The organism is Streptomyces fractus (assembly GCF_049844455.1).
Taxonomy (GTDB): Bacteria; Actinomycetota; Actinomycetes; order Streptomycetales; family Streptomycetaceae; genus Streptomyces; species Streptomyces fractus.
In genome coordinates this window covers 286,414-307,474 of record NZ_JBMYHI010000001.1, presented here as the reverse complement: position 1 = coordinate 307,474, position 21,061 = coordinate 286,414, and the positions used below count along the sequence as shown (strand labels likewise).

Genomic DNA, 21,061 nt, shown 5'->3' with positions numbered 1-21,061 from the left:
CTCAGTACTCCTCGTCTGCCTGGATGCCGGGGGGCCGGCCGGGATAATGGTGCGTCATCTGCTGGATGAGTTGCGGCCAGTAACTGGCTTGGGGCCGGCCAAGAGAGTGGATGATGCCTCGAACCGGCTTCTCATCGAGCAACGGGTCGGGCTCGTCCGGAGTGTCTGCCTCCAGCGCTTCCATGATCCGCTCGCGCAGCAGGGCGGGCAGCGTCCAGGACAGGGCGAGACGTCGAAGCTCCGGGGGGTGATCGCACAGGGCCACCAGCATGTCCCGGTTGTCGAGACATTCTTGGACCACCGATGGCAGTTCCTGTTCCCAGGCTGTGGCCAGGGCGTCGAGGTGTACGTCGAGCGTCTGCTCGTCCGGGGCCGCGCACAGGTTCTGGACGGCGATGCGGATCGCGTCCTGGTTGAGGTCGCCTGCGAGCTCCAGGCAGCGCGACAGCAGCGCGCGTGCGGAAGACACGGAGGCGGCGCGCGGCCAGAGGGCGAGGGCGGCCTGCTCGGCGGCTGGTGCCTGCGGGGAAGCGATCATCAGGAGGTCGGTGACGCCGCGCTCTGTCAGGGGGCGCAGGAGATGGTGCCAGTGCTCTGTGCTGTCAGCGGGGCCGGTTGCGGTCCCGTGCACGGCGTATTGGCCCGAAGCCTCGATGGTCAGCACGACATTGTAGGTGTGGCCTGTGTCGCCCCCGTGCTGCTCGGGCAGCGTGAACGACTCCGTGAACAGGAGGGGCAGGCAGTAGGGCGGTGGTGTGTCGGGCTCCGGGGTGGTGTCGTCCTCTGGGGTGGTCGCGAGGACTGTCCCGTTGGTGATCTTGAGTGGTGTGTGGGCGAGCAGTCCCCGGATGGACGGGGCGTGGGTGTGTTCGACGGTGAGGGTGATCAGGCCCGGAGGCAGATCGGGCTGCAGCACGGTCTCGAGCTCAGCGTCGTTGTGTCGGGTCAGCGGGTAGACACGGGAGGTCCCGTCCCGGTGCGTGGCGCGCAGGGACAGGGGCGGCCCGGTGTGGCTGCCGGGGATCCGGACGTGGAAGCGTGGGGACTCGTGCTCCTGCCCGTCGGGGACGGGCAGCTCCTGGATCTCGGCCAGGCCGGGAAGCTGTTCTCGTTGTGACAGAGACTGGAACAGATTACGGAACTGGCGGCTGTCGTGCTTGTCCGCGTAGCGCAGGGCGGACTGCGCGGCGTTGCGGCCGAGGGAGCGCCGGAGTTCCTCGTCCTGGATGAGGAGTTCCATGCCCTGGGCCAGGGCGTCCTCGTCGTTATCGGGGACCAGCAGGCTGTCGTGGCCGTCGGTCAGGACCTCGCGGGGACCGTTCGGGACGTCCACGGACAGGACGGGTACCCCGGCCTGCAGGGACTCCACCATGCCGATTCCCTGGGATTCCGCGACGGACGTGCACACCGAGAAGGACGCCTTGGCCCATTCCTCGGCGAGCCGCCGATGGGCTCCCATGAGCAGGATCTGATGGTGGAGTCCCAGACTGTCGACCATGTCCTGCAGACGGGCCCGGTCCTTGCCACGGCCGTACAGACGAAGCTGCCAGTCCGGGTGCTGGGGCGCGATGCGGGCAAAGGCACGCAGAGCGAGGTCGTAGCGTTTTCCGCGGATCAGTCTCCCGGCCATCATGATGATGTTCGCCTGTTGCCGGCTGGCGGGCAGCGGGGAATCCGGAACCGAGCAGGGGATGGGCAGCACGAGCCGGCTCGCGGTGTGCTGTGATCCGCGTCGATTGCGTACGACCACATCACTGGGGCCGACCGTAACCAGGGCGTCCAGGCGGTCCTGATGGTCATCGAAGTAGGACTGATTGGGCCCGTAGGTTTGCTCTCCGAGGGCGTATTCCATGGTCACCCGGTAGTAGCGGTCGGATCCGTAGTCGTTGAGCAGGACGGCCAGAATCGGGTGGGTCGCGATGACCACGTCTGCGTCGGTGGTGTCCAGGTATTGCAGGATGCGGGCCTCGGTGAGTGCGTCCAGGACAGGGAAGTACTCTTCGGCGATGTCTGTGTCCACCAGTTGCGGAGGGCGTCCGCGGTCGGGGTGGTAGGCGTCCGCCGGCGAAGGTGCGATGCGAACGTCGGTGAGCGCACGAATGGTGACGCCCGGCGGTGTGTCGAAGAACGTCGTCGCGGTGGTGCGTATCGCTGCGATGATCTCGGCCTGGTGGTCCTGGGCGAACTGTCCGGCCGCGCTGAGAGCGGCGCGGATCGCTCCGCCCATGCCGCTCACGTCGCGATGCAGATAGGCGATCTTCATGGCGCGCGCATCGGTGAGGTCACGCCGGGGACCGGCGGGGCGCTGGCTGGGCGTGCACGGCAGGAGCCGCTCACGCCGTGTCAGAGCCTGTACCTCGGGGTCTTCGCACGGTTCCTGCGGGAGGGGTTCGGGTGCTGCCAGTGGCACGGCTGCCAGGAGATTTTCCGCTGAGTCGTCGGTACCGCTCAGGATCAGGGTGCCGTTGGCGGCGTAGTGCACGCGGTAGCGGGACCGACCGCGGGGGCCGGCCTCGTGCAGCAGGTGGGGGAAGTTGTAGACCCGGTTCGGCTCCGTGATGTCGGGGATATCCGGTATCAGGGGCAGCCGCGTCGCGCCAGGACGGGGCTCCAGCCGGATGTCCCACACGTCGTTCTGGACCCGCCTACGGGCAGCGAGCACCCCCACAGGGATGCGGAAGGAGAGCTCTCCGGGCGCTGTCGCTGTCTCGTCGGGAGGCAGCGCCACGCTGGATCGGGTGTTCTTGCGGTGGACGAGGTGCAGGCGGGGGGCGGTGGCTGACGCCGGGGCAGCGAGCCGCAGGAGAACGGCACCCTCGACCGGGTCGCACGTCACGTGCAGGCAATGCACCGTCGCCTTCGGTGCCGCCCGTACTTCCAGCTCTCCGCCCCCTGCCCGGCAGGGACGGAGCAGGAACCGGTGCCCGCTGTCGCCGGCCAGGACCGTGGTATCGAGGTGAAGTGCGAACAGCGGTCGGCGGACACGCTGATTCGCGGCTGTTTCGACCTGTATCCGCCACTTGCCGGGAGCCAGGTTCGTCGGCAGTACGGCGACACGACGTGGTGTACCGTCAGCCGGTTCCAGGGCCAGGATGTGCCGGGCCCCGTCCGGGTGGCAGGCACGCAGCCGGAGCGGGGCAGCGGTGCGAGGGACGTCCAGGGACACCGTCACCGTGCCGTCCTGGTGCAGCACGGCATCCGCCGAGCGTGGCAGCTGCTGCCCGGCATGCAGATCGTCAAGGAGCCGGCTGAAGGAGGCCGCGTCCCGCATCGACGTCGCATCGGCATGCAGTACTCCTGCATGCGCCAGCCGGAAGAGCCGCGCTTCGTCCCGGTCCTCCGGTGGGTACGCGAGCAGCACGGCGTTCATCCGGCCCAGGTGCTTGGCGCACAGGGTGGCGAGCGGCTTCGGGTGGCTGGAGGGGCGCTCCGTCTCCAGCGCCAGGCACAGCCCTGTTTGTGGCCTGTGTACGGCGAGCAACGCGCTGAGCGCGGGATGGGTGGCGATGATGACGTCGGCCTGAGTGTGCCGCACCGTCTCAAGGACCCGCAGTTCGGCAAGGCGGTTGAAGGGAACGTCTGCAGACACCGCTTCGGGGGGCAGGAACTCGGGAGGAAGGCTCGCATCAGGACCGTGCGTCGCTTCGCTGTCTTCCCGTGGAAGGCAGCGTTGGCTGTTCGAGGGAGGTGTCCCCTCGAACAGGGGTACCTCCTCCACCGCGTGCTGTTCCGCCAGAAGCGCGACGAGACGCGCGGTCTCGCTCAGGGGCGGCGGGGTGGCCGTGTGCAGAACGAGAATGCGCATCGTGATTACCGGTCCAGGCGTGGTCAGGACTCAGGAAGCCGGGCTGGAACGGACGGAGAGTCCGTTGAGACCTGTGTAGTAGGCCCTGACCTTGCTGTGGGCTCCCTCGTCGGAGGCGGCAGTGACGACAGGGTAGGAGATCACCTGCTTCACCTGGAGGATTCCGGTGCGGTACTTGCCGACCCGCGGCGCCGGTCCGGTGACGTCACCGGACAGCTTCAGATCCCAGATCATGTCCTTGTCCTGTGCGACCTCGGCCAATTGCCGGCAATCCACGACGGCGCGGAATCCATGGGTTCCTTCACCTTCCACGGGAAAGCTCTTGTTGTGCTCGCCGGGGGTGCCCTGGCCCTTGCGTACCGCAGCCAGCAGCTGGGTCCCGTCGGGGAGTTCCGATCCGTACACGGTGCCGGTGACCACGAGGAAGTGGTCCTGGTCGATGTGCACGCCGGTGACCTCAGCGTAACCGGGCATCGCCCACTGGCGCAGGCGGAGCCCGCCGTCAGGGTCGGCGAACGGCACCAGGACCCCGGCGGTGTCGGGCAGGTCTGCCTGTGAGGCCTGTCCCGTGGTCTGGGGCAGCGGGGGGGACACCAGGGCTCCCGCCTGGAGCGGCCGCACCGACTGCGGGCTGTTCGTGTGCCGGACGGCCAGTCGCCAGTCGCCGTGTGCCAGGCCGTCCGTACTGCCGATACGGCAGCCCACCATCGAATCCGTGCTGCCATCGCCCTCTCGGACGATGGGATACACGTGTTCGGCGGCCTTGCCCTGGTCCGGGACGCAGACCAGTTCCAGAGGTTCCGGCAGATTCGGTCCCTCGTCCGGGAAGGACACGTCCAGTGCCTGGTCGTCCCGTACCCGGCAGTGCGCCCGGGACGGCAGGGCGCGACGCGCGACCAAGGCGGCGAGCAGTTCCTCGTACGTCCCGGTCCGTTCGGTCTTGCGCAGGCGCGCGGCCAGTTCGGTAGCCCTGACGGCCATGACGTTGGCGTGCCGCGGATCGGTGATCAGCTCGCGCAGAGCGGTTGCCATCGCCCTGGGGCTGGAGGGCGGCACACAGATGCCGTACTCCTGCTCACCGGACAGGAGCTCGCGCGTACCCACTGCGTCCTGGGCAACGATCGGCAGCCCCATGCCCAGTGCGCGCAGGAGGCCCGCAGGGTGGGCGTCGTCGGCCGCCGGGAACAGAGTCACAGCGGCGGCGGCCCAGTCCGAGGTTTGCGGGACCGAGCCCATGAGCAGGACGCGGTCGGCCAGGCCGAGACGCTGGATCTCCGCCCTCAGCCGCTTCCGGCCCGGACCCTCGCCCCAGATCCTGAGCTGCCAGTCGGGGGCGCTCTTCGCGGCGATCCCGAAGGCCTCAACGAACTCGTCCGCCCATGCGGCGTTCGCGGCCAGCGGACCGTAGGCCATGATCACCTTGGAGGTGCGCTCAGCCGCGGGGAGCGAGGCGCGGGGGGCAGTACACGGGACGTGCGCGCCGAGCGGGCCGAACCGGTCACCGCTCTCCTGGTACACGAGGGCCTGCGCCTCACTGCAGTACACGACGCCGTCGAAGCCGGCGGATTCGACCGGGGCGGGCAGTGACCCCGCGCATTCGAGGCAGCCGCAGACGCGCAGTGCCACCTTCAGGGCGTCCGGCCTCCCATAACGGGCGACGATGCTCTCCAGGGCAGGGTCGGCGCACACCAGAACGTCGTGGCCCAGACCTGTGAGCAGATCGAGCAGCCGTTCCTCGACCAGCACGTTCCACTCCCCCGGCACCTCCTTCAGCACGGTGGGGGCGCGGTCGAAGGACGGGGCGAGCCGGTCCCGGTTCGACGGCAGGTCGCGAAAGTCCACCAGCGAGCGGTTCAGCACATCGGGGAGGGCGTAAGTCGCGCCATCCCCTCGCAGGGTGACGATCTCGACGTCGTGATTCACGCTCAGTGCGGCAGCCGCGGTGAGCGCACCGTGGATGCCGGTTCCGCCCGGGCAACGCCCTGCGCTCAGGACTGTGACCCTCATGAAATATTTCCTTCTCTGAAGCCGTGCGAAGAAGCCGTGCGAACGTCAGTTGTCCGGCGTATTGGGTAGCGGCAGCCGCTGCGACACCTCGACGGTGAGCAGGCCTTCCGACGAGTAGTAGGGCATGGCGATGACCTCGTGGTCTGCCGCTGGGCTGACGATGATCGGACGGCGGGCAATGAAGTCCGTGTTCTTCAGCCGTGGGATGCTCACCGGCACTTCCCGGTTGATCCCGTTGTAGCGGGTTCGGATGAAGACATCCCATCTCCCGGTAGGAATCGGGTAGCCGTCCCCGGTCTGACTCAGGTCGACCTTTACATGAAACCCGCCCATTGCACGCGATTCACCCTTTTTGTTCTTCAGTCGGGCACGCGGTGAGCGATGACACCGGAATTGTTCCTCGATCTGCTCGGACCTTTCGCGGAAGACGAGGTGGGTGACCTCATGCCCTTCGGCTGGCAACTCCTCGAAGAAGGCGTGCCCGATCACGCCGAGGACCGGGCCGTCCCACTCGAAGCGCCCGATGCTGCACGTGAGGTTCAGAAGGTGTGTGCTGTCGAAACAGATGTCCGGCAGCCCCACCGTCGGGTCACGGAAGTACGGGTACGCCTGGTAGACCCGGCCCTTCTCCACCACCTGCTTCGGCACCTGACCATTCAGCTGGAACTTGACGACTTCCTCGGCCTCGGAGAACTTCCCCAGCCCGACGAGTGCGTAGCGCACCACGAGGGCGACGGGTAGCAGTCGTTGCACATCAGCGGTGAGGTAGGTACGCACCAACACCTGGGCGTGTTCCCAAGTCCGTTGGCGGTCGGCGGCATCCTTGTTACCCAGCAGCCTTTGCCCCGTGTCGTGAGCGAGTTCGATCTCGAAGTGCCGGGCCAGCGCGAGGTTCCGCAGTGCCCCGGGGGAGGTGCTGTCGATGACTGTTTGCATTAGCCGGGCGGTTGAGTCCAGCAGCTGCCTGCTGGTGGGCCGCTGGCGGTCGATACGGTTGCGCGGATCGCCGCGGGAGACGTACTCACGGTCGGCCAGGACTGTGAGTCCTTCTGCCTGAAGCGTGGCGGCCGCCGTAAAGAGATCGACACTGCGGGCCGGGGCCGTTTCGTCGAAGCGCAGCCCGACTCGTTCGAGGAAGGACCTGCGGATCAGGCGTTCCGGGGTCAACGTGAGGTAGACGCGGCTCGCGGCGAGATCGACATGTGGTTCAGTGCGCTTAAACATTGAGCCGGGCGGCTTCCTCCCGGTATGGTCCGCCAGCTTCCCGAACACCATGTCCGACTCGTACTGGTCAGCGGCCGCCGTGAGTTCCTCCAACGCTCGGGGGGCCAGTCGGTCATCGCCGCACAGGAACAGGACGTACCGGCCACGGGCCTGATCGAGGCCGATGTTGCCTGTCGATGCCGGTGAGAGGTGCGCGGGGTGGGAGAGCACCTTCCCGGCCGGAGAACGAGCCTGCAGCATCGTTTCCGCGATGTGGCCGCTGTCGTCGCGCGACCCGTCGTCCACAGCCAAGATCTCGAACCGGTCCGAAGGCATGGTCTGGGCCGTCAGTGACTCCAGGCAGGCCGGCAGCGTGTCCGCTGTGTCCCGGATCCTTACGATGACCGACACGTCCGGAGGACAGGTCGGGTGGAAGACAGCAAGGGAGTGCTCGGTCATCGGCTGCTCGCCTTCGTGTTCGTCTCACGGCCGGTCGTGTGCGAACCCGGCCAGGGCAGCTCGCCCGTCACTGTGCTGGGCCGCCACGGCGACGGCTCGATACTGACCGCCTGGTGAGTGGGACCGGATGTCACGCCCAGCGCGACGCTCTGGTCGCCCTGTCCGACCAGTACGGTGACCACGCGGTCCTGCATGGCTTCGTCCTTGGTGCGCACCGTGTAGGCGAACCGGTCGTAGCCCAGGTGGCCCGAGGGCGCACGGTATTCCGCGGTAGCTGGGCCGAGCATCCGGACTTCCCCGAAAAGCGGGCGGCCGACCTCGTACACTTCCTCGCCGCCGGGGACATCCTGCAGCAGATGCGCCCCCGCCACCCCGTCCGCACCGGTGGCGAGACGCAGCCCCGGCAGCAGACGTGGCCGGATCCGTAGGGCACCCTGCGTGACGGGGTTGGTCCGGTGCAGTGGCAGTTCAGGGGAGAGCCGGGTCGCGAGCCTGACCGTCGGCCGCAGCACGGGCTTGTCCGTGTCGGCCACCCGGATTCGGATGGCCCCGCTGGTGGACTCGCCCGCTCCGGCCCGCAGGCGGAAACGTCCTGGAGAGCGCAGGTACTCAAAGCCGTCGGCCTCCAGCACCACACAGACGTCCTCCATAGAGACCGTGTCGAGATAGCCGTAGACCGGGGCTGCGCCGGTGTCCCGGAGCGTCATGCGCAATTCGATCTGCGCTCCGGGACGCAACGGTACCCACGGGGGAGCGTCGCTCTCCAGCAGGACCTCGCCGAGAGGCGCAGCGGAGTGAGGATGGTGGAGCTGGGCACGACACAACAGATGCTGCACGGGTCAGTCCTTCCCTGTGAAGTTCTGTGCCGGGGTGGAGACACGCGAGCGGATCCGCTCGTCGTGGGTGGCACGGTCCAGCCAGCCGAGCTCATCGGTATCGAAGGCGGTACGGTGCAGATCGACGACCTGATCCGGGTCCACGATGCCCTGCTCGCTCAAGGAACGTGCGATGTAGCGGGCACACTCCAGACCGCCGGGGGCCCGTAGATGGCCGTCGTCCAAGGCTTGCACCCAGGGAAGCTTCGGCTCTCCGGAACGTAGGTACACGAAGACCTCTCGGGTTCCCTGGTCACCCAGTTCCTGCCACCACAGGATGCTCTGCCCGTACAGGTCGACCAGCGGGGCGAGTTCTGCCTCGGCAACCTCGTGGGTGGCCAGAACATAGTCGGCCAGCGACCAGGTGAGATTCCCGTCGCTGTCCACCCTGCGCCGCTCGTGCGGAGTCACCAGGACCGGGCAGCCACCCGCGCTGCGGATCTGGGTGACATAGGCACTCAGGATCTCCTGGAAATCCCCAAAGGGGGTGGTGTGCAGCCCCGGTTCATTGAGACGGTCGATCGTGCCGAGGGAGACCAGCACGAGGTCCCCCGGGGTGAGGTTGTCGACGATCCACTGGAGACGGCCACGTTCCATGAAGCTCTTGGAACTGGCCCGGCCGCGGGCGCAGTTGACGATGGTCGTGTCTGGGCTGAAGAAGAGCGGCAGGACCTGCCCCCACCCCAGCATCGGCAGGAAGTCCACGGACCGGGTCGTCGCGGTGGAGTCGCCTGCTATGTACAGGTTGCTGCGGCGGCTCGCGGTGCGGGGGTGGCGCGAGGGTGTCTCGCCCACATGAATGTCGTTCACGGTATGTCCTTGACGCTGACGGACAGTTCGGCGATGTGCTTCTTCACGTATGCGCCCTCGAGTCGGCAGTCGGCTTCGTTGCGGGCACAGCCTCGTTGCGGTTTCACCGGGCCGTGCCTCCCATCCGTGCCGCCTTGTTCCATCCCGCAAAACGAATGCGTGCGTTGGGGTCCCAGGTTCCCAGCCCGACGGCGGCCTCCGGGCTGACCGTCGCGGAGCCGTGCAGCACCACGCGGAAGCGGTCACTGAACATGCTTCCGGTGCCGCTTTGCACGGCGACTTGGATGCGTTCGGGAGTCGCCTCCACAGGTACGGAGATCTCGGCGGACGACTTGCGGTTACGGAGGGCGATTTCCAACTTGGCCTTCTTCACCTTGACCCTCGTGTCTGCGCCCACCTTCGCGATGATCTCCTTCGCCGCATCCGACAGCGGGGCTTCCAGTACGTCCGCACCGCCCACCTTGCGGAGCAGGAGAGGCTGTTCGCCGACCCGCAGTTCGGCGCTCACCTCCAGACGCACCTTTCCCTCAGCCCACTCCATACGATCGATGGTGCTGTGCACCCGCAGGCCGCTCTCCCACTGGGCGAACGCAAGCAGGTCCTCGGTGAGACCGCCCACCAGCAGGGAGGCGATGATCTGCTGCGCGGGCTGCAGGCCGGAGATCACCGCCGGCGAGAACCGGGACGCAATGGTGCTGCGCATCCACTCAAGCATGGCATCCCGCTGCGGCGTCAGCTGCTTGAGCAGGCGCTGACCGCGCATCCGTTCCACCATCTCGACCCGCAGCCAGCGACGGAAGAGCTTGTCGCGCAGCTCCCCCGGCGCAGTGTTGCGTTCCACCACGGAGAAGGACTCGTCCAGACTCTGGAAGAACTCTTCGGTGCTGAAACTTTCGAAGCCGCCGGTCGTGCTGGGCGGGCTGAGATAGAAGCAGATGTAGTCGCTGAGCACGGCGACGTTGCCGGCCAGCAGGTAGGCGCCGGCGACGAATGGGTGCGACACCAGCGTTCGGCGACCTTCCGGGAAACGCAGCCCGGTGGCGATAAGGAACTCCCGCCGCAGCATCTTGTGAGCCGTCAGACTGTCGATCAACGGAGCCGTGTCCAGCCGAGCCTGCGGACGGTTTTCCTGGAACAGCACCCGGGGCACCGCGCGCTTCTTGCCCACGAGCCGCCCCGCGAGCACGTCGGCGTTGTTGGCGGTGGCGAAGTCGTACATCCGTTCCAGGGCCTCGTCGCCCAGCCAGTCGTCACTGTCCAGGAAGACAATGTACTCACCCTGCGCCTGCTGGGCCCCGACGTTACGCGGCTGTCCAGGGCCCCCGCTGTTGGCCTGGTGGATCACGCTGAAGGTCGGCTGGGTGCGGCACAGCTCCTCCAGACGCTCCTCCGAACCGTCCGTGCTGCCGTCGTTCACGAAGACCACCTCGAACTCCTGCTGCGGCATGCTCTGCCGGAGCAGGGAATTCACGCATTCGTCGAGGAAAGGCCCCGGATTGAAAACCGGCACGACCACACTTACTTTCAGTGACATCCAAGAACTCCACAGTTTCCTGCAACTACGGCGGGTACGCAGTACCGATCCGGGTGGCTCGGAAACCGCATGACGGGTGGGGCTGTGTCTGTGACTTGATCGTGGGCCCGTCTCTCAGCATGACATGCAACGCACCGTGAAACCGTAATCCTTTTGCGTAAGTGAAACTACTTCCGGCCCTGCTGGCGTCAACTTTTGTATCGAATGTCTCTTCTTCATCTCCCTCGAAGGGAGGATCAATTTTAGAGCGCTTACGGTGGAGCTATGACCGAACAATTCTGCGCCGTAGTGCTTGCCGCAGGAGAGGGGAGGCGGCTGGCCGCCTCCCAGCTCCCCAAGCCGCTTCAGCCTGTCTGTGGGCGACCCATGGTCGGGCATGTGCTGACGTCTTTGCGTGAGGGCGGCATCGACCGAGCGCATGTAGTTGTAGGCCACCGGGGCGACGAAGTGGCGGGCTACCTCCAAGAACATTTCCCGGAGGTCGGTGTCATCTGGCAGGCCGCCCCGCTCGGCCCCACGGACGCGGTTTTGGCTGCGGTGAACGCGCTCACTGCCGCGGGCGACACCGCTCACCATGTACTGGTCGTCAACGCGGACCTTCCGCTGCTCAGTACCGAAACCGTGACCCGCCTGCGGGAGACTCACCTGACGCGTGCGCACGCCGCGACGGTGGTCACCGCTCGGGTTCCGGATCCAGCCGGCTACGGACGGGTCGTCCGCGATACTGACGGGCTTTTCCGCTCAGTCGTCGAGGATCCCGGCAGTGACGGCCAGGAAGTGTACGGAGGCATCCAACTCCTGCGCTGGCGCGAACTGGAGGAAGCCTGCGAGCCGTTGGCCAAGGGCGGCCCGCACAGCTTCGACCGGCACGTCATCCTAGACGGCCTGAGCGAGGCCGGCCATCGGATCGGCACGGTCGCCGCGGCATCCACGCACGATGTACTCAACGTCAACTCCCCCCTCGAGCTCAACGCGGCGGGCCGACTCCTCAACGACAGGCTGGTCGAGCGAGCCGGCCTCGCTGGCGTGCTGATGCCCGACCCGGCCTCCGTATACCTGGACTCGGACACCGAAGTGGGCACCGGCACGGTGCTGCACCCCGGTACCCGGCTACGGGGCGCGACCCAGATCGGCCGGGACTGCGAGATCGGTCCTTACGCCGAACTGGAGCGGGTCAGTGCGGGACACGGGGTGCGCATCGGGGCATACACCGAGGTCACTGACAGTGTCCTCGGTAATGAGGTGGACGTGCACCGGTCCGTCGTGGACGGATCGACCCTGGGGGACCAGGTTCGTGTCGGCCCCTTCGCCTATATTCGCCCCGGTACCGTCCTGGACACCTCGGTGAAGATCGGCAGCTACGCCGAGCTCAAGAAGACGAGTGTCGGCAGGAGCTCCACCGTGGCCCATTTCTCGTACCTGGGCGACACGGAAGTGGGGAGGGAAGCTCATGTCGGAGGCCGGGTAGGCACGGCCAACGCCCAACGCGGTGGCGACGGTCGCTGGGTGAAGTCCACCACGGTAATCGGCGACGGCTGTGACGTCGGCGCGGGCTCCGTGTTGATCGCCCCCCTCACGATGGGGCCCGGGTCTGCCACCGCCGCAGGCTCACTCATCACAACGGACATACCCGCCGGTGGTATGGGCTACAGCCGGGCGCCTCAGCACACCGTGGAGAACTGGACGCCCGCTCAGCACGCGGCGAGCGTGGACAGCGCCAGCAGTGAGGTACCCGGCACGCCACTTCCGCAGGTGAAGTCCTTCCCTCCTGCCTCTGATGAGGCGGCGGACGGGGCGGCTGAGTCGCTCGACCTGGAGGCAGCGCATGCCGCGGTGGGAGATGCCCTCGAGGAGATCAACGGGACGCGGGTTCACCCCTCGCAATTCGACGCCCCCCTATCCCGCTTCGGCGCGGACTCACTGACGGTGCAGGAGCTCTCCGTCTGCTTGGAAGAACGTTTCCACACCACGATGGCGGTGGGAGAGGTCTCGGCCGACGACAGCATCCAGCAGATCGGCCACCTCCTGTACAGCAAGGTGGGCTGCCGAGCATGAGCAGGTTCAGGCTGCTTGGGCTTGGGCTCGAGCGCAGACGCGCCATTCGAGTGAAGCGCCGCACCAACTCTCGTCGTTTGCGGGGCTTGCTCTACTCCTTCGCACTGCTGGCCGCGTACCCCGCGCTGGCCGCGTCCGCGATGACGGCCGCGCCCCTGTGGTTCGCTGCCTTCTGGATGCTCGCCTACTGCCTCGAGATCTATCTGCACCGGCACGAAGGGAAGATGCTCAAGCGGCTGGGGCAACTGCGTGCCAGTCTGCCTGTCCGGGTGGGTACGCGTGGCATCTTCCTCATCGCTCTGCTCGCCTTCAGCGAGACGGTGGATGAGCAGGTGTTCAAGATCGCTGTGGTGGCCCTGCCCTCCTGGATCGGCATCCAGGCCCTGTACGCGGGTGAACTCGCCGTCATCAAGAATCGCCGCACCCTGCCGGTGGTCACCCGCGGCATCGATCTAACCCAACTCCGCATACCGTCAGGTCCCTTCCCCTGGCTGGTGCGCAACCCAGGCCGAAGGATGATCCACCAGGAACTGTTCCTCATTGCCGGAACAGCCCTGTGGGCCTTGACCGGCAGCCTGGTCTGGCTCGTCACCGGGGTCGCCTGCGCCCTCGCGGTGGCCGTAGGGCTGATGCTGCTGGCTCTCCCCGCCCTGACACGTTCTTTCAGGGTCCCCTCGCCCGCCGCGGTCACCGAGGCCACCGAGAGCTGGCTGGCCCACTACGGGCCCGACACCGTCCTGTACTTCAGCGGCGACCAAGGTTCGGCATTCCAGGCCAACATGTGGCTGGAGACGCTGGAACGCACTGCGGAGCGTCCTTTGGTCCTGATCCGTGAGCGTTACCTTGTGGATCAGCTCGACCCGACGACCATTCCCGTCCTGTGCCTCCCCGCGGGCGTGGACGTCATGAACATCGAAATGCCCACGGTCACCACCGCTCTCTACACCACCAACGTGGGTAAGAACGTGCATTTCGTGCGACGCCCAGGAGTCCGCCATGTGTTCATCGGCCACGGCGACAGCGACAAGACCGCGTCGGTCACCCCGGTGAGCCGGATGTACGACGAGATCTGGGTCGCTGGCCCCGCCGCCCGTGAGCGCTACGACACGTCCGGCATCGGTGTGCCCGACGAAGAGATGATCGAGGTGGGGCGCCCCCAACTCGACAGCATCTACGCGGACGCCTCCCTCCAGCGCACGCCCGGCCGGATCCCCACCGTCCTGTACGCGCCGACCTGGGAGGGCTGGTCCGAACTGGCGGGTGCCACCTCGGTGCTTGACGCCGGCGAAAACCTCGTCCGGCGCCTGCTGGACAGCCCCACCCCGGTACGCGTGATCTACCGGCCGCACCCCTACACCGGACGACGCGACGCGCAGGTACGCAAGGCGCACCAACGCATCATTGCGCTGCTGGAACAGGACAATCATCAGCGCGGCAAGGACCCGCAGTGGCGTGCGACGGCGCAGGAAGGCGCCCAGGAACGCGACGAGGCCTGGCGCCTGCACCAGGACCTCGAGCAGAGGCTGAGCAGGCTCGGTGACAAGCTGCACTGGACGTCGGTCGACGAGGCCACCTCCAGCTACGCCTCGGCCTCGCCGGATACCTCGCTGTGCCGCCTCTACCGCAAGGAGCGGGACGCCTGGGAGCAGGCCTACTGGGACTCCTTCGGCCCCTGGGAGCACCACGCCATCCTCGACGGTGAGCCCCGGCTCTACTCTTGCTTCGACCAGGCGGACATGCTCATCGGCGACATCTCCAGTGTGCTGTCGGACTTCATCGCCACACTCAAACCCTATGCCGTGGTCAACAACACGCTGCTCGGCGACGAGGAGTTCCGTGATGCCGTCACCAACGTACGCGCGGCGTATCTGCTGCCGGCGTCGGGGGACGGACTGCTCTCACTAGTGCGTGCCCTGTACGACCCGGCCCGTGACGTGCTGGCCGAGCACCGTGTGGAGTTGCGCCGCTATCTGCTGGGGGACGAATCGGTGAGTGCTACGGAACGCTTCCGGCGCGCCGTGCACCAGGAAGAGCCGGTGCTGGAGCAGGGACCCCGGCAGGTCACCATCGCCGATCTGTTGGGCGCCGGCACGTCCTGAGGGTTCCGCGTACGTGCCTCGAAGGCATGTGCAGTTATCGGCACTTATTGCCCGCTTGCCCACAGCAGAGCGAATGTCGGGCGCCACGACCTTGATTACCAACCGAATGAAACAGGCTCCACGATGAAGATTGTCTTTCTCGCGCACACCAGCTACGGCATGGGTGGGGTGGTCACTGCGGTGGCCAACCTGACTGCCGGGCTCGTCGAACGTCACGAAGTCGAGGTCATTTCCGTCTACCGATCAAGGGACCAGCTGTCCATTCCGCTGCCGGACGGCGTTGCGTTCCGCTCCCTGATCGATCTACGCGCCACCAGTCCGCACTGCGGCCACGACGACCCCCGCCACCAGGAGGAGTCGCGCATCGTGCCGAAGAACGCTCGGCGGCGGTTCTCCTTGCTGGCGGAAGTACGCTTGATCGACTTCCTCTCTGAGACTGATGCCGACGTCGTCGTGGCAACGTGTCCGGAACTGGGCGTACTTCTGGCCAACCAGCCGGGGCCGTACCTCAGGATGTACCAGGTGCACGCCGGGGGAGCTCGCTCACCCGGGAAGTGATTGATGCACTCAGCAAGGTGCCTGATGGGCTGGATGCCATCGCGCCCGTCAGCAAGGGCCTCACGGATCAGCACGTCCATCGACTGCCGGGGAATAGCGCACACTTCGAAGCCCTCCCGAACTGCGTGGAGCCCTCGCTGATCCCCACCGCGCTAGCGGGGTCGAAGATCATCATGGCGGCGGGCCGACTGGTCAACGGGAAGAACTACGACCTGATTATTCGGGCGTTCGCCGGTCTGTCGGCGGAATTCCCCGATTGGACGCTGCGTATCTACGGCGAAGGGGCCGAGGAAAAGTCGCTGCGTGAGATGGCTGTCCAGCTCGGCCTGACCGACCGGGTCCAGCTGATGGGGGGCAGTAACTTCATGGACGGCGAATGGGCGAAGGCGGGCATCGTGGTGAGCGCGTCCAATGTCGAGTCGTTCGGCATGACTCTGGTCGAAGCCATGCGGATGGGGGTCCCTTCGGTCGCGGCCGACTGCAACTACGGCCCGCGCGACATCATTACGCACGGTGAAGACGGCCTGCTCGTCCCGGTCGGCGATGAAGCAGCGATGCGGGAAGCCCTGCGATCCCTGATGGGCGATGATGAGCTGCGCGAGCGGATGGGGGCGCTGGCCCAGAAGAACATGCGGCGTTATCTCCCGGATGTGGTGTCCGGTCAGTTCGAAGAGCTCGTCGAGCGGCTGCACCGCCGTCGCTGCTTGCCGCGCAAGGCGTTCTGGACCGTTGACGCGTCCGGCACCATCAGGGTGTCCGTGCATTCCACGGGACTTGGACCGAACGAGCCACTGGAACTGGTGGCGCGGCGGAACGGTCGGGCGCCTGCCGAGGAGCGGTTCCCATTTGTTCCGGATCTCATCGCCGAGCAGGCCGGGGACCATTCCGCTCTGCGTTGGACCGCTACGATTCCTGCGGGTGAGGACTCCCTGGCAGGTGGCGCCTGGGATCTGCTCATCAGTAACGGCGACGACGGTGGCGGGGGTGGCCTCGCCCTGAAGACGGCGGGGTACGACGAACGCGAGTTGGTACACCTCCAGCCTTACGGCGAGCACGGTGTGTGTTCGCGAGTCCCCCGCATGAACGACAACGGCACCATCACGATTCTTTGCCGGATCGCCCCAGTGTGGGCAGAGCTTGATCACGTGTCCCCCGAACCTGACGGGTTCACCGTACGGGTCCGTGTCTACGGTCGCTCACCGAGCTCCTCGGACCAACTTGCCCTGGTGCGGCGTGGAGCGCAGGACGAGACACACTATGTGGCGCTCAACATGCGGCAGGACGGCGCCTTCGAAGCACGTGTCCCCTACGCCGACATCCTTGCCGACTCGTCCGAGAGCATCGGAATCTGGGACGCCTACCTCCAGATGGATACCGACGACGTGGCCCGTATCCGTATCGCGCAGGTGGCGGGCGACCACAGCAACAAGCGCCGCGTCTACAACTACCCCTTCGCCGAACTTTCAGAGGAACGGCTCGCACGGCCGTACTTCACAGGGGGCGGGACCCTGTGCGTCGACATTCGGAAGGCCTGAGCGGGGAGCGTGATCCCAACGGATCTGGCCCGCGTGTCCCCCACCGTGGGCAGCTTCTCGAAGACTGTGCCCTGATCGCCGCGGTCTCCCTCGGCGACGGTCTCGTCGTCCAGCTTGATCGAGCGGAACGTGTGGGGCATGGTCCGGGCGGCGTCCGCGATGATGGGGCTTCCCCGGGGGAATGCCCGATCGACGCGTCCCTCGCGTCGGCCTTGCCCTCACCCGGGTAGAGGTCCGCGATCCGCCGCATCGTCAGCCCCGGAAGGTAGGCGACCTCGCAGCCCGCATCTTCGGCTCGCTGCTCGGCAGCGGCTTGTCGATCACGTTCTTGCCGTCCGGCGTGAGGCCGGTGGCGTGGTGTTCGCCCTTGCCGACGTCCAGGCCGAGGAAGACGGCGACGCCGCGGGTGTCGAGTACTTTGTTCCTCCGATGCGGGTCTGTCTTCCCGGCCAAGGCACGGCGCCGACATCCAGCAACCACGTTACGAAGATCGTTGCCAGAAGATCCGGCGCTCCTGCCCCTAGAAGTCTGCTGAAGATCTTGCCTGGTCGCTGCGGTCTTCCAGGGGCGGGATCCCCTCTGCTGTCATGGGGTGGCAGGGGTGATCGTCCAGGTGGTGTCGGTGTGGGTGAGTCCGAGGTTGACGAGTCGGCGGAGGTTGAGGGCTGCAGCCCGGGTGTGGAGCCAGGTGTCGTTCTTGAGGGTGCCGCGGTAGCGCAGTCTGCGGTTGCCGTGGGCGACGAGCCAGGCGACGCCGCGTTCGACGGGTGGGCGCCAACGCTGGTAGGCGGATTTCCAGTCGGGGTCCGTGGCCGCCTGGCGCCGGGCGGCGGCCTGTTCGTCATGGTGCGGACGGATGGTCACGATCCTGCCCCGCCGGGCGGTGGTGCAGCGGGGCCGCAGCGGGCAGTCGGTGCACTGTTCGCTGAAGAAGGCTTTGCGCTGGGCGAGCTGTCCGGCCGGGGCTGCGAGCGCCGTGGTGTGGCCGGCCGGGCAGGTCACGGCCCCGGCGGTGGTGTCGATGAGGAAGTCGTCCAGGGTGAAACCGCCGGTCATGGCGGCCTTGAGCGGAGCGGGTTTGCAAAAGACCTGGTGTCCGGCTTCGACCAGCGCGGCCCGGTAGCGGTGTCCCGAGTAGGCGGTGTCCCCGAAGACCTCGCGAGGTCCGGTCTCCTCGGCCAGCAGGTCCAGGGCGATCCGGCCCTCGGTGTGGTCGGCGCCGCTGGCCGGGTGCAGGGCCACCGCGGTGAACAGGCCGGTCTCGGGTTCGACGGCGAGGTGGCCCTTGAAGCCGTCGGTGCGGTGGTGGGTGGTCTTGTGGACGTGCCGGGCCTCGGGGTCGACCGTGGAGATCGTGCGGTCGGGGACGGTGCGGCGGGCGATGCGCCAGCGGCCGTCGCTGCCGTCGGTGTCCTCGGCGGGCTCGACGTCCTGGCCGGCGACCAGGGCCAGGATGCCGACCGCGTTCGCGGCCGTCTCGTCCAGGTTTTGTTCGGGCAGGTGGGCCAGGACCTGGATCGCGTCGGTGACCAGTGCGTCGACGAGTTCGGTGCGGGCCTTGTCGTCGTCCCAGGCGATCTTCGGCTTTCCGGGGCCTGCGAGGTAGTCGTGCCCGCTGCAGCGGGCGGTGACGGTCTCGGCACCACCGGGCACGTCCCGGGCGACGCGGCGGATCGCGGAGGTCAGCTGGGTGACGGTGTCCTGGGTGGCCACCGCGTCCACCGCGGAATCCAGGGCCCGGCGGGAGCGGCCGCGCAGGACGCCGGTGGCCTCGACCACCGCGCGCACCGCGGTGAACAGACGGTGCGGGTCCCGTGAGTGCTGCAGCCTGCGGCGGAAGTAGGTCAGCAGCGACGGATGGAAGCCGCCGTCCAGCAGCCCGAGCCCGCAGGCTGCCTTCCACCGCAGGTCACAGCGGACTTCCTGGACCGCTTCCGCGTCCGACAGACCGTTCAGGACCTGCAGAACCACCACGGCGGACAACACCTGCGGCGGGTACTCGGGCGCCCGTCGGACGAGGGATACATGTCGACGAACATCCCCGACGGGAACAGTGCCTCCCGCTGCTCGGCCAGGAACGCGTACACGCTCCGCTCCGGGACCAACTCCCGGCAGACTTCCCACACATCGGGCCCGGACAGCCCGCGAGCCTCGTTCCCCTGCATACATACGAGTCTGGCCCCAGCCCCTCCGGGCCGGGGCCAGAACCCCAACATCTTCAGCAGACTTCTAGCGATATCGAGCACCGAACACAACCGCTTGACGCCGAAACGGCGCTTGAAGTCGGCAACGAACTGGAAGCGGTTCACGAGCGCGTCTCCCCGGCGAAATACTTGGCCGCCCGGCGCAGGATCTCCCGCTCCATCTCCAGCTCCGCGATGCGCTTGCGCGCCGCGGCGAGCTCGGCCTCCAGCCCCGTCACCGGCACCGCCGGGGTGGTCTTCCCGGCCCGGCGTCCGCCGTCGCCGGCCGCCCGCAGCCAGTTCCGCAGTGTCTCCGGGTTGATGTCCAGATCGGCGGCGATCTCCTTGATCGTCGTCCCGGGCCGCGACTGGCACAGCGCGACCGCGTCCGCCTTGAACTCGGCGGGGTAGTGCTTCATCCCCACAGGGACTCCGTTCTCCCGGATCCTCAGATCCAGTGTCTACGGTGTCCAGCTTTCAGGGGAATGCCCATCTACCGGCGTCTCCCGACCCGGTGACACCCCCCGGGTCATTGGCGCGAGCACCGTCGACAGGGGCAACGAGTCAGACCGGCTCCGAGGCCACAAGCCCGAATCGGACTCTACGAACGAAGGTAATGGGCAAAAGTTATGCCGGGCCAGAAGGCCGGGAGCCTCATGATCGAGGCCGCCTAAGACGTCATCTCATTTGGCTGGTTCGGTAGTCTGCGGTTGTGGGAATCGTGAAGCGGTTGGTGCCGGACGAGTTGTGGGAACTGTTTCAGCGGGTGGTGCCTGAGGCGCCGAGCCGACCGCAGGGCGGTGGTCGGCGTCGGCACGGTGACCGGGAGGTACTGGCTGCAATCGTGTTCGTGGCCACGTCGGGCTGCACGTGGCAGCAGCTCCCGGCGGCCTCGTTCGGGCCGTCGGGAGCGACGGCCCACCGGCGCTTCGCGGAGTGGTCGAAGGCCCGGGTCTGGGCCAAGCTGCACCGCCTGGTCCTCGACGAGCTCGGCGCCCGCGGCGAGTTGGACTGGTCGCGGTGCGCCATCGACTCGGTGAACATGCGGGCCATGAAAAAGGGGACCTGACCGGCCCGAATCCTGTGGATCGAGGGAAGTACGGGTCGAAGATCCACTTGATCACGGAGAGAACCGGACTGCCCCTGTCCATCGGTATCTCCGGAGCCAACCTCCACGACAGCCAGGCACTCGAGCCGCTTGTGCGTGGCATCCCGCCCATCCGGTCCCGCCGCGGTCCCCGGCGGCGCCGCCCGGCCAAGCTGCATGCCGACAAGGCGTACGACAAGCGGGCGTTGCGTCGTTGGCTGCGCAGCAGGAACATCACGCCACGCATCGCCCGGAAGGGCATTGAGACCTCTCAGCGACTCGGACGCCACCGGTGGACCATCGAGCGCAGCATGTCCTGGCTCGCCGGATGCCGGCGACTCCACCGCCGATACGAACGCGAGGCCGACCACTTCCTCGCGTTCACCAGCATCGCCTGCACCCTCATCTGCTACCGCAGACTCACCAAATGAGATAACGTCTCAGCGGAGCCGAAGAAGTTGCGTGCGTCGGGTAGGTGTCCGGTGGGAGGGACGCCTTGGGGAAACTTCACCCGGCGCCCCGTCCCGACCTCGGACACGTCCTGCACTGGTCCGCCTGGCGCCGCCGTCATCAACACCAGAACACCGAAGCGCACCGCTGATGGAACAACATCACCGCGGCGGCGACCACCTGACCGGAATCGGACGATCAAGATTTACACCTGCCGTGACTGATCAGCGCAGCTTCCACATCCTGCTCGCCGGCGAGATGCTTCGCACCCGCTCCTCGCGGCTGGCCGTACGAGATATCAAGGCCCTGATCAACAACGGTGCACACATCTCCATCATCACGGGAGTCGTGCCCACTTCCGTCCCGGCGCCCGCCAACGGGACGGATCGTCACCCACCTCC

The 21,061-nt window shown here is 67.0% G+C and carries 12 protein-coding genes and 2 pseudogenes; 5 read left to right on the top strand and 9 right to left on the bottom strand.

Annotated elements, in window-relative coordinates:
- Window position 1: 1 nt before the first annotated feature.
- From ACP4E5_RS01465 to ACP4E5_RS01440, 6 genes are all read right to left on the bottom strand, one after another.
- On the bottom strand, window positions 2-3,589 hold the full coding sequence (locus tag ACP4E5_RS01465) for a glycosyltransferase (RefSeq protein WP_425824830.1): 3,588 nt from the start codon (window positions 3,587-3,589) through the stop codon (window positions 2-4).
- A gap of 246 nt (window positions 3,590-3,835) precedes the next feature.
- Window positions 3,836-5,812 (bottom strand): glycosyltransferase, encoded by a 1,977-nt coding sequence (locus tag ACP4E5_RS01460; RefSeq protein ID WP_425824829.1) that lies wholly within the window; start codon window positions 5,810-5,812, stop codon window positions 3,836-3,838.
- A 45-nt stretch (window positions 5,813-5,857) separates the two neighbouring features.
- On the bottom strand, window positions 5,858-7,474 hold the full coding sequence (locus tag ACP4E5_RS01455) for a glycosyltransferase family 2 protein (protein ID WP_425824828.1): 1,617 nt from the start codon (window positions 7,472-7,474) through the stop codon (window positions 5,858-5,860).
- Window positions 7,471-8,310 carry a hypothetical protein gene (locus ACP4E5_RS01450; protein WP_425824827.1) on the bottom strand — a complete coding sequence of 280 codons (840 nt, stop codon included), beginning with the start codon at window positions 8,308-8,310 and terminating at the stop codon, window positions 7,471-7,473. Before ACP4E5_RS01450 ends, ACP4E5_RS01455 begins: the two co-directional genes overlap by 4 nt.
- A 3-nt stretch (window positions 8,311-8,313) precedes the next feature.
- The gene (locus tag ACP4E5_RS01445; protein ID WP_425824826.1) at window positions 8,314-9,159 is read right to left on the bottom strand and encodes a GDSL-type esterase/lipase family protein; all 846 of its coding nucleotides are present in this window, start codon (window positions 9,157-9,159) and stop codon (window positions 8,314-8,316) included.
- A 103-nt stretch (window positions 9,160-9,262) separates the two neighbouring features.
- On the bottom strand, window positions 9,263-10,693 hold the full coding sequence (locus ACP4E5_RS01440; protein WP_425824825.1) for a glycosyltransferase family 2 protein: 1,431 nt from the start codon (window positions 10,691-10,693) through the stop codon (window positions 9,263-9,265).
- Window positions 10,694-10,957: 264 nt separating this feature from the next.
- On the opposite strand from ACP4E5_RS01440, the gene ACP4E5_RS01435 reads away from it, so the two are divergent.
- The 4 genes from ACP4E5_RS01435 (at window position 10,958) to ACP4E5_RS01420 (ending at window position 16,940) form a co-directional block, all read left to right on the top strand.
- On the top strand, window positions 10,958-12,748 hold the full coding sequence (locus ACP4E5_RS01435; protein ID WP_425824824.1) for an NTP transferase domain-containing protein: 1,791 nt from the start codon (window positions 10,958-10,960) through the stop codon (window positions 12,746-12,748).
- Window positions 12,745-14,847 (top strand): hypothetical protein, encoded by a 2,103-nt coding sequence (locus tag ACP4E5_RS01430; RefSeq protein WP_425824823.1) that lies wholly within the window; start codon window positions 12,745-12,747, stop codon window positions 14,845-14,847. Before ACP4E5_RS01435 ends, ACP4E5_RS01430 begins: the two co-directional genes overlap by 4 nt.
- Before the next feature lie 123 nt (window positions 14,848-14,970).
- On the top strand, window positions 14,971-15,405 hold the full coding sequence (locus tag ACP4E5_RS01425) for a glycosyltransferase family protein (protein WP_425824822.1): 435 nt from the start codon (window positions 14,971-14,973) through the stop codon (window positions 15,403-15,405).
- Between the two features lie 17 nt (window positions 15,406-15,422).
- Entirely contained in the window at window positions 15,423-16,940 is a 1,518-nt protein-coding gene (locus tag ACP4E5_RS01420; protein WP_425824821.1) for a glycosyltransferase, read from the top strand.
- An 89-nt stretch (window positions 16,941-17,029) separates the two neighbouring features.
- Here the strand turns inward: ACP4E5_RS01420 and ACP4E5_RS01415 are convergent.
- From ACP4E5_RS01415 to ACP4E5_RS01405, 3 genes and pseudogenes are all read right to left on the bottom strand, one after another.
- Window positions 17,030-17,393: pseudogene (locus tag ACP4E5_RS01415) on the bottom strand (IS110 family transposase); the annotation flags it as partial.
- Window positions 17,394-17,525: 132 nt separating this feature from the next.
- Window positions 17,526-19,105 (bottom strand): annotated as a pseudogene (locus ACP4E5_RS01410) (IS1182 family transposase).
- Window positions 19,106-19,245: 140 nt separating this feature from the next.
- The gene (locus ACP4E5_RS01405; RefSeq protein ID WP_425824820.1) at window positions 19,246-19,542 is read right to left on the bottom strand and encodes a transposase; all 297 of its coding nucleotides are present in this window, start codon (window positions 19,540-19,542) and stop codon (window positions 19,246-19,248) included.
- Window positions 19,543-19,841: 299 nt separating this feature from the next.
- Between ACP4E5_RS01405 and ACP4E5_RS01400 the strand changes: the two genes are divergently transcribed.
- Window positions 19,842-20,641 (top strand): IS5 family transposase gene (locus ACP4E5_RS01400; protein ID WP_425824945.1). Its coding sequence is split into 2 segments (ribosomal slippage): window positions 19,842-20,190 and window positions 20,190-20,641, totalling 801 coding nucleotides; the frame shifts between segments, so codons are not numbered across the junction.
- Window positions 20,642-21,061: the final 420 nt, after the last annotated feature.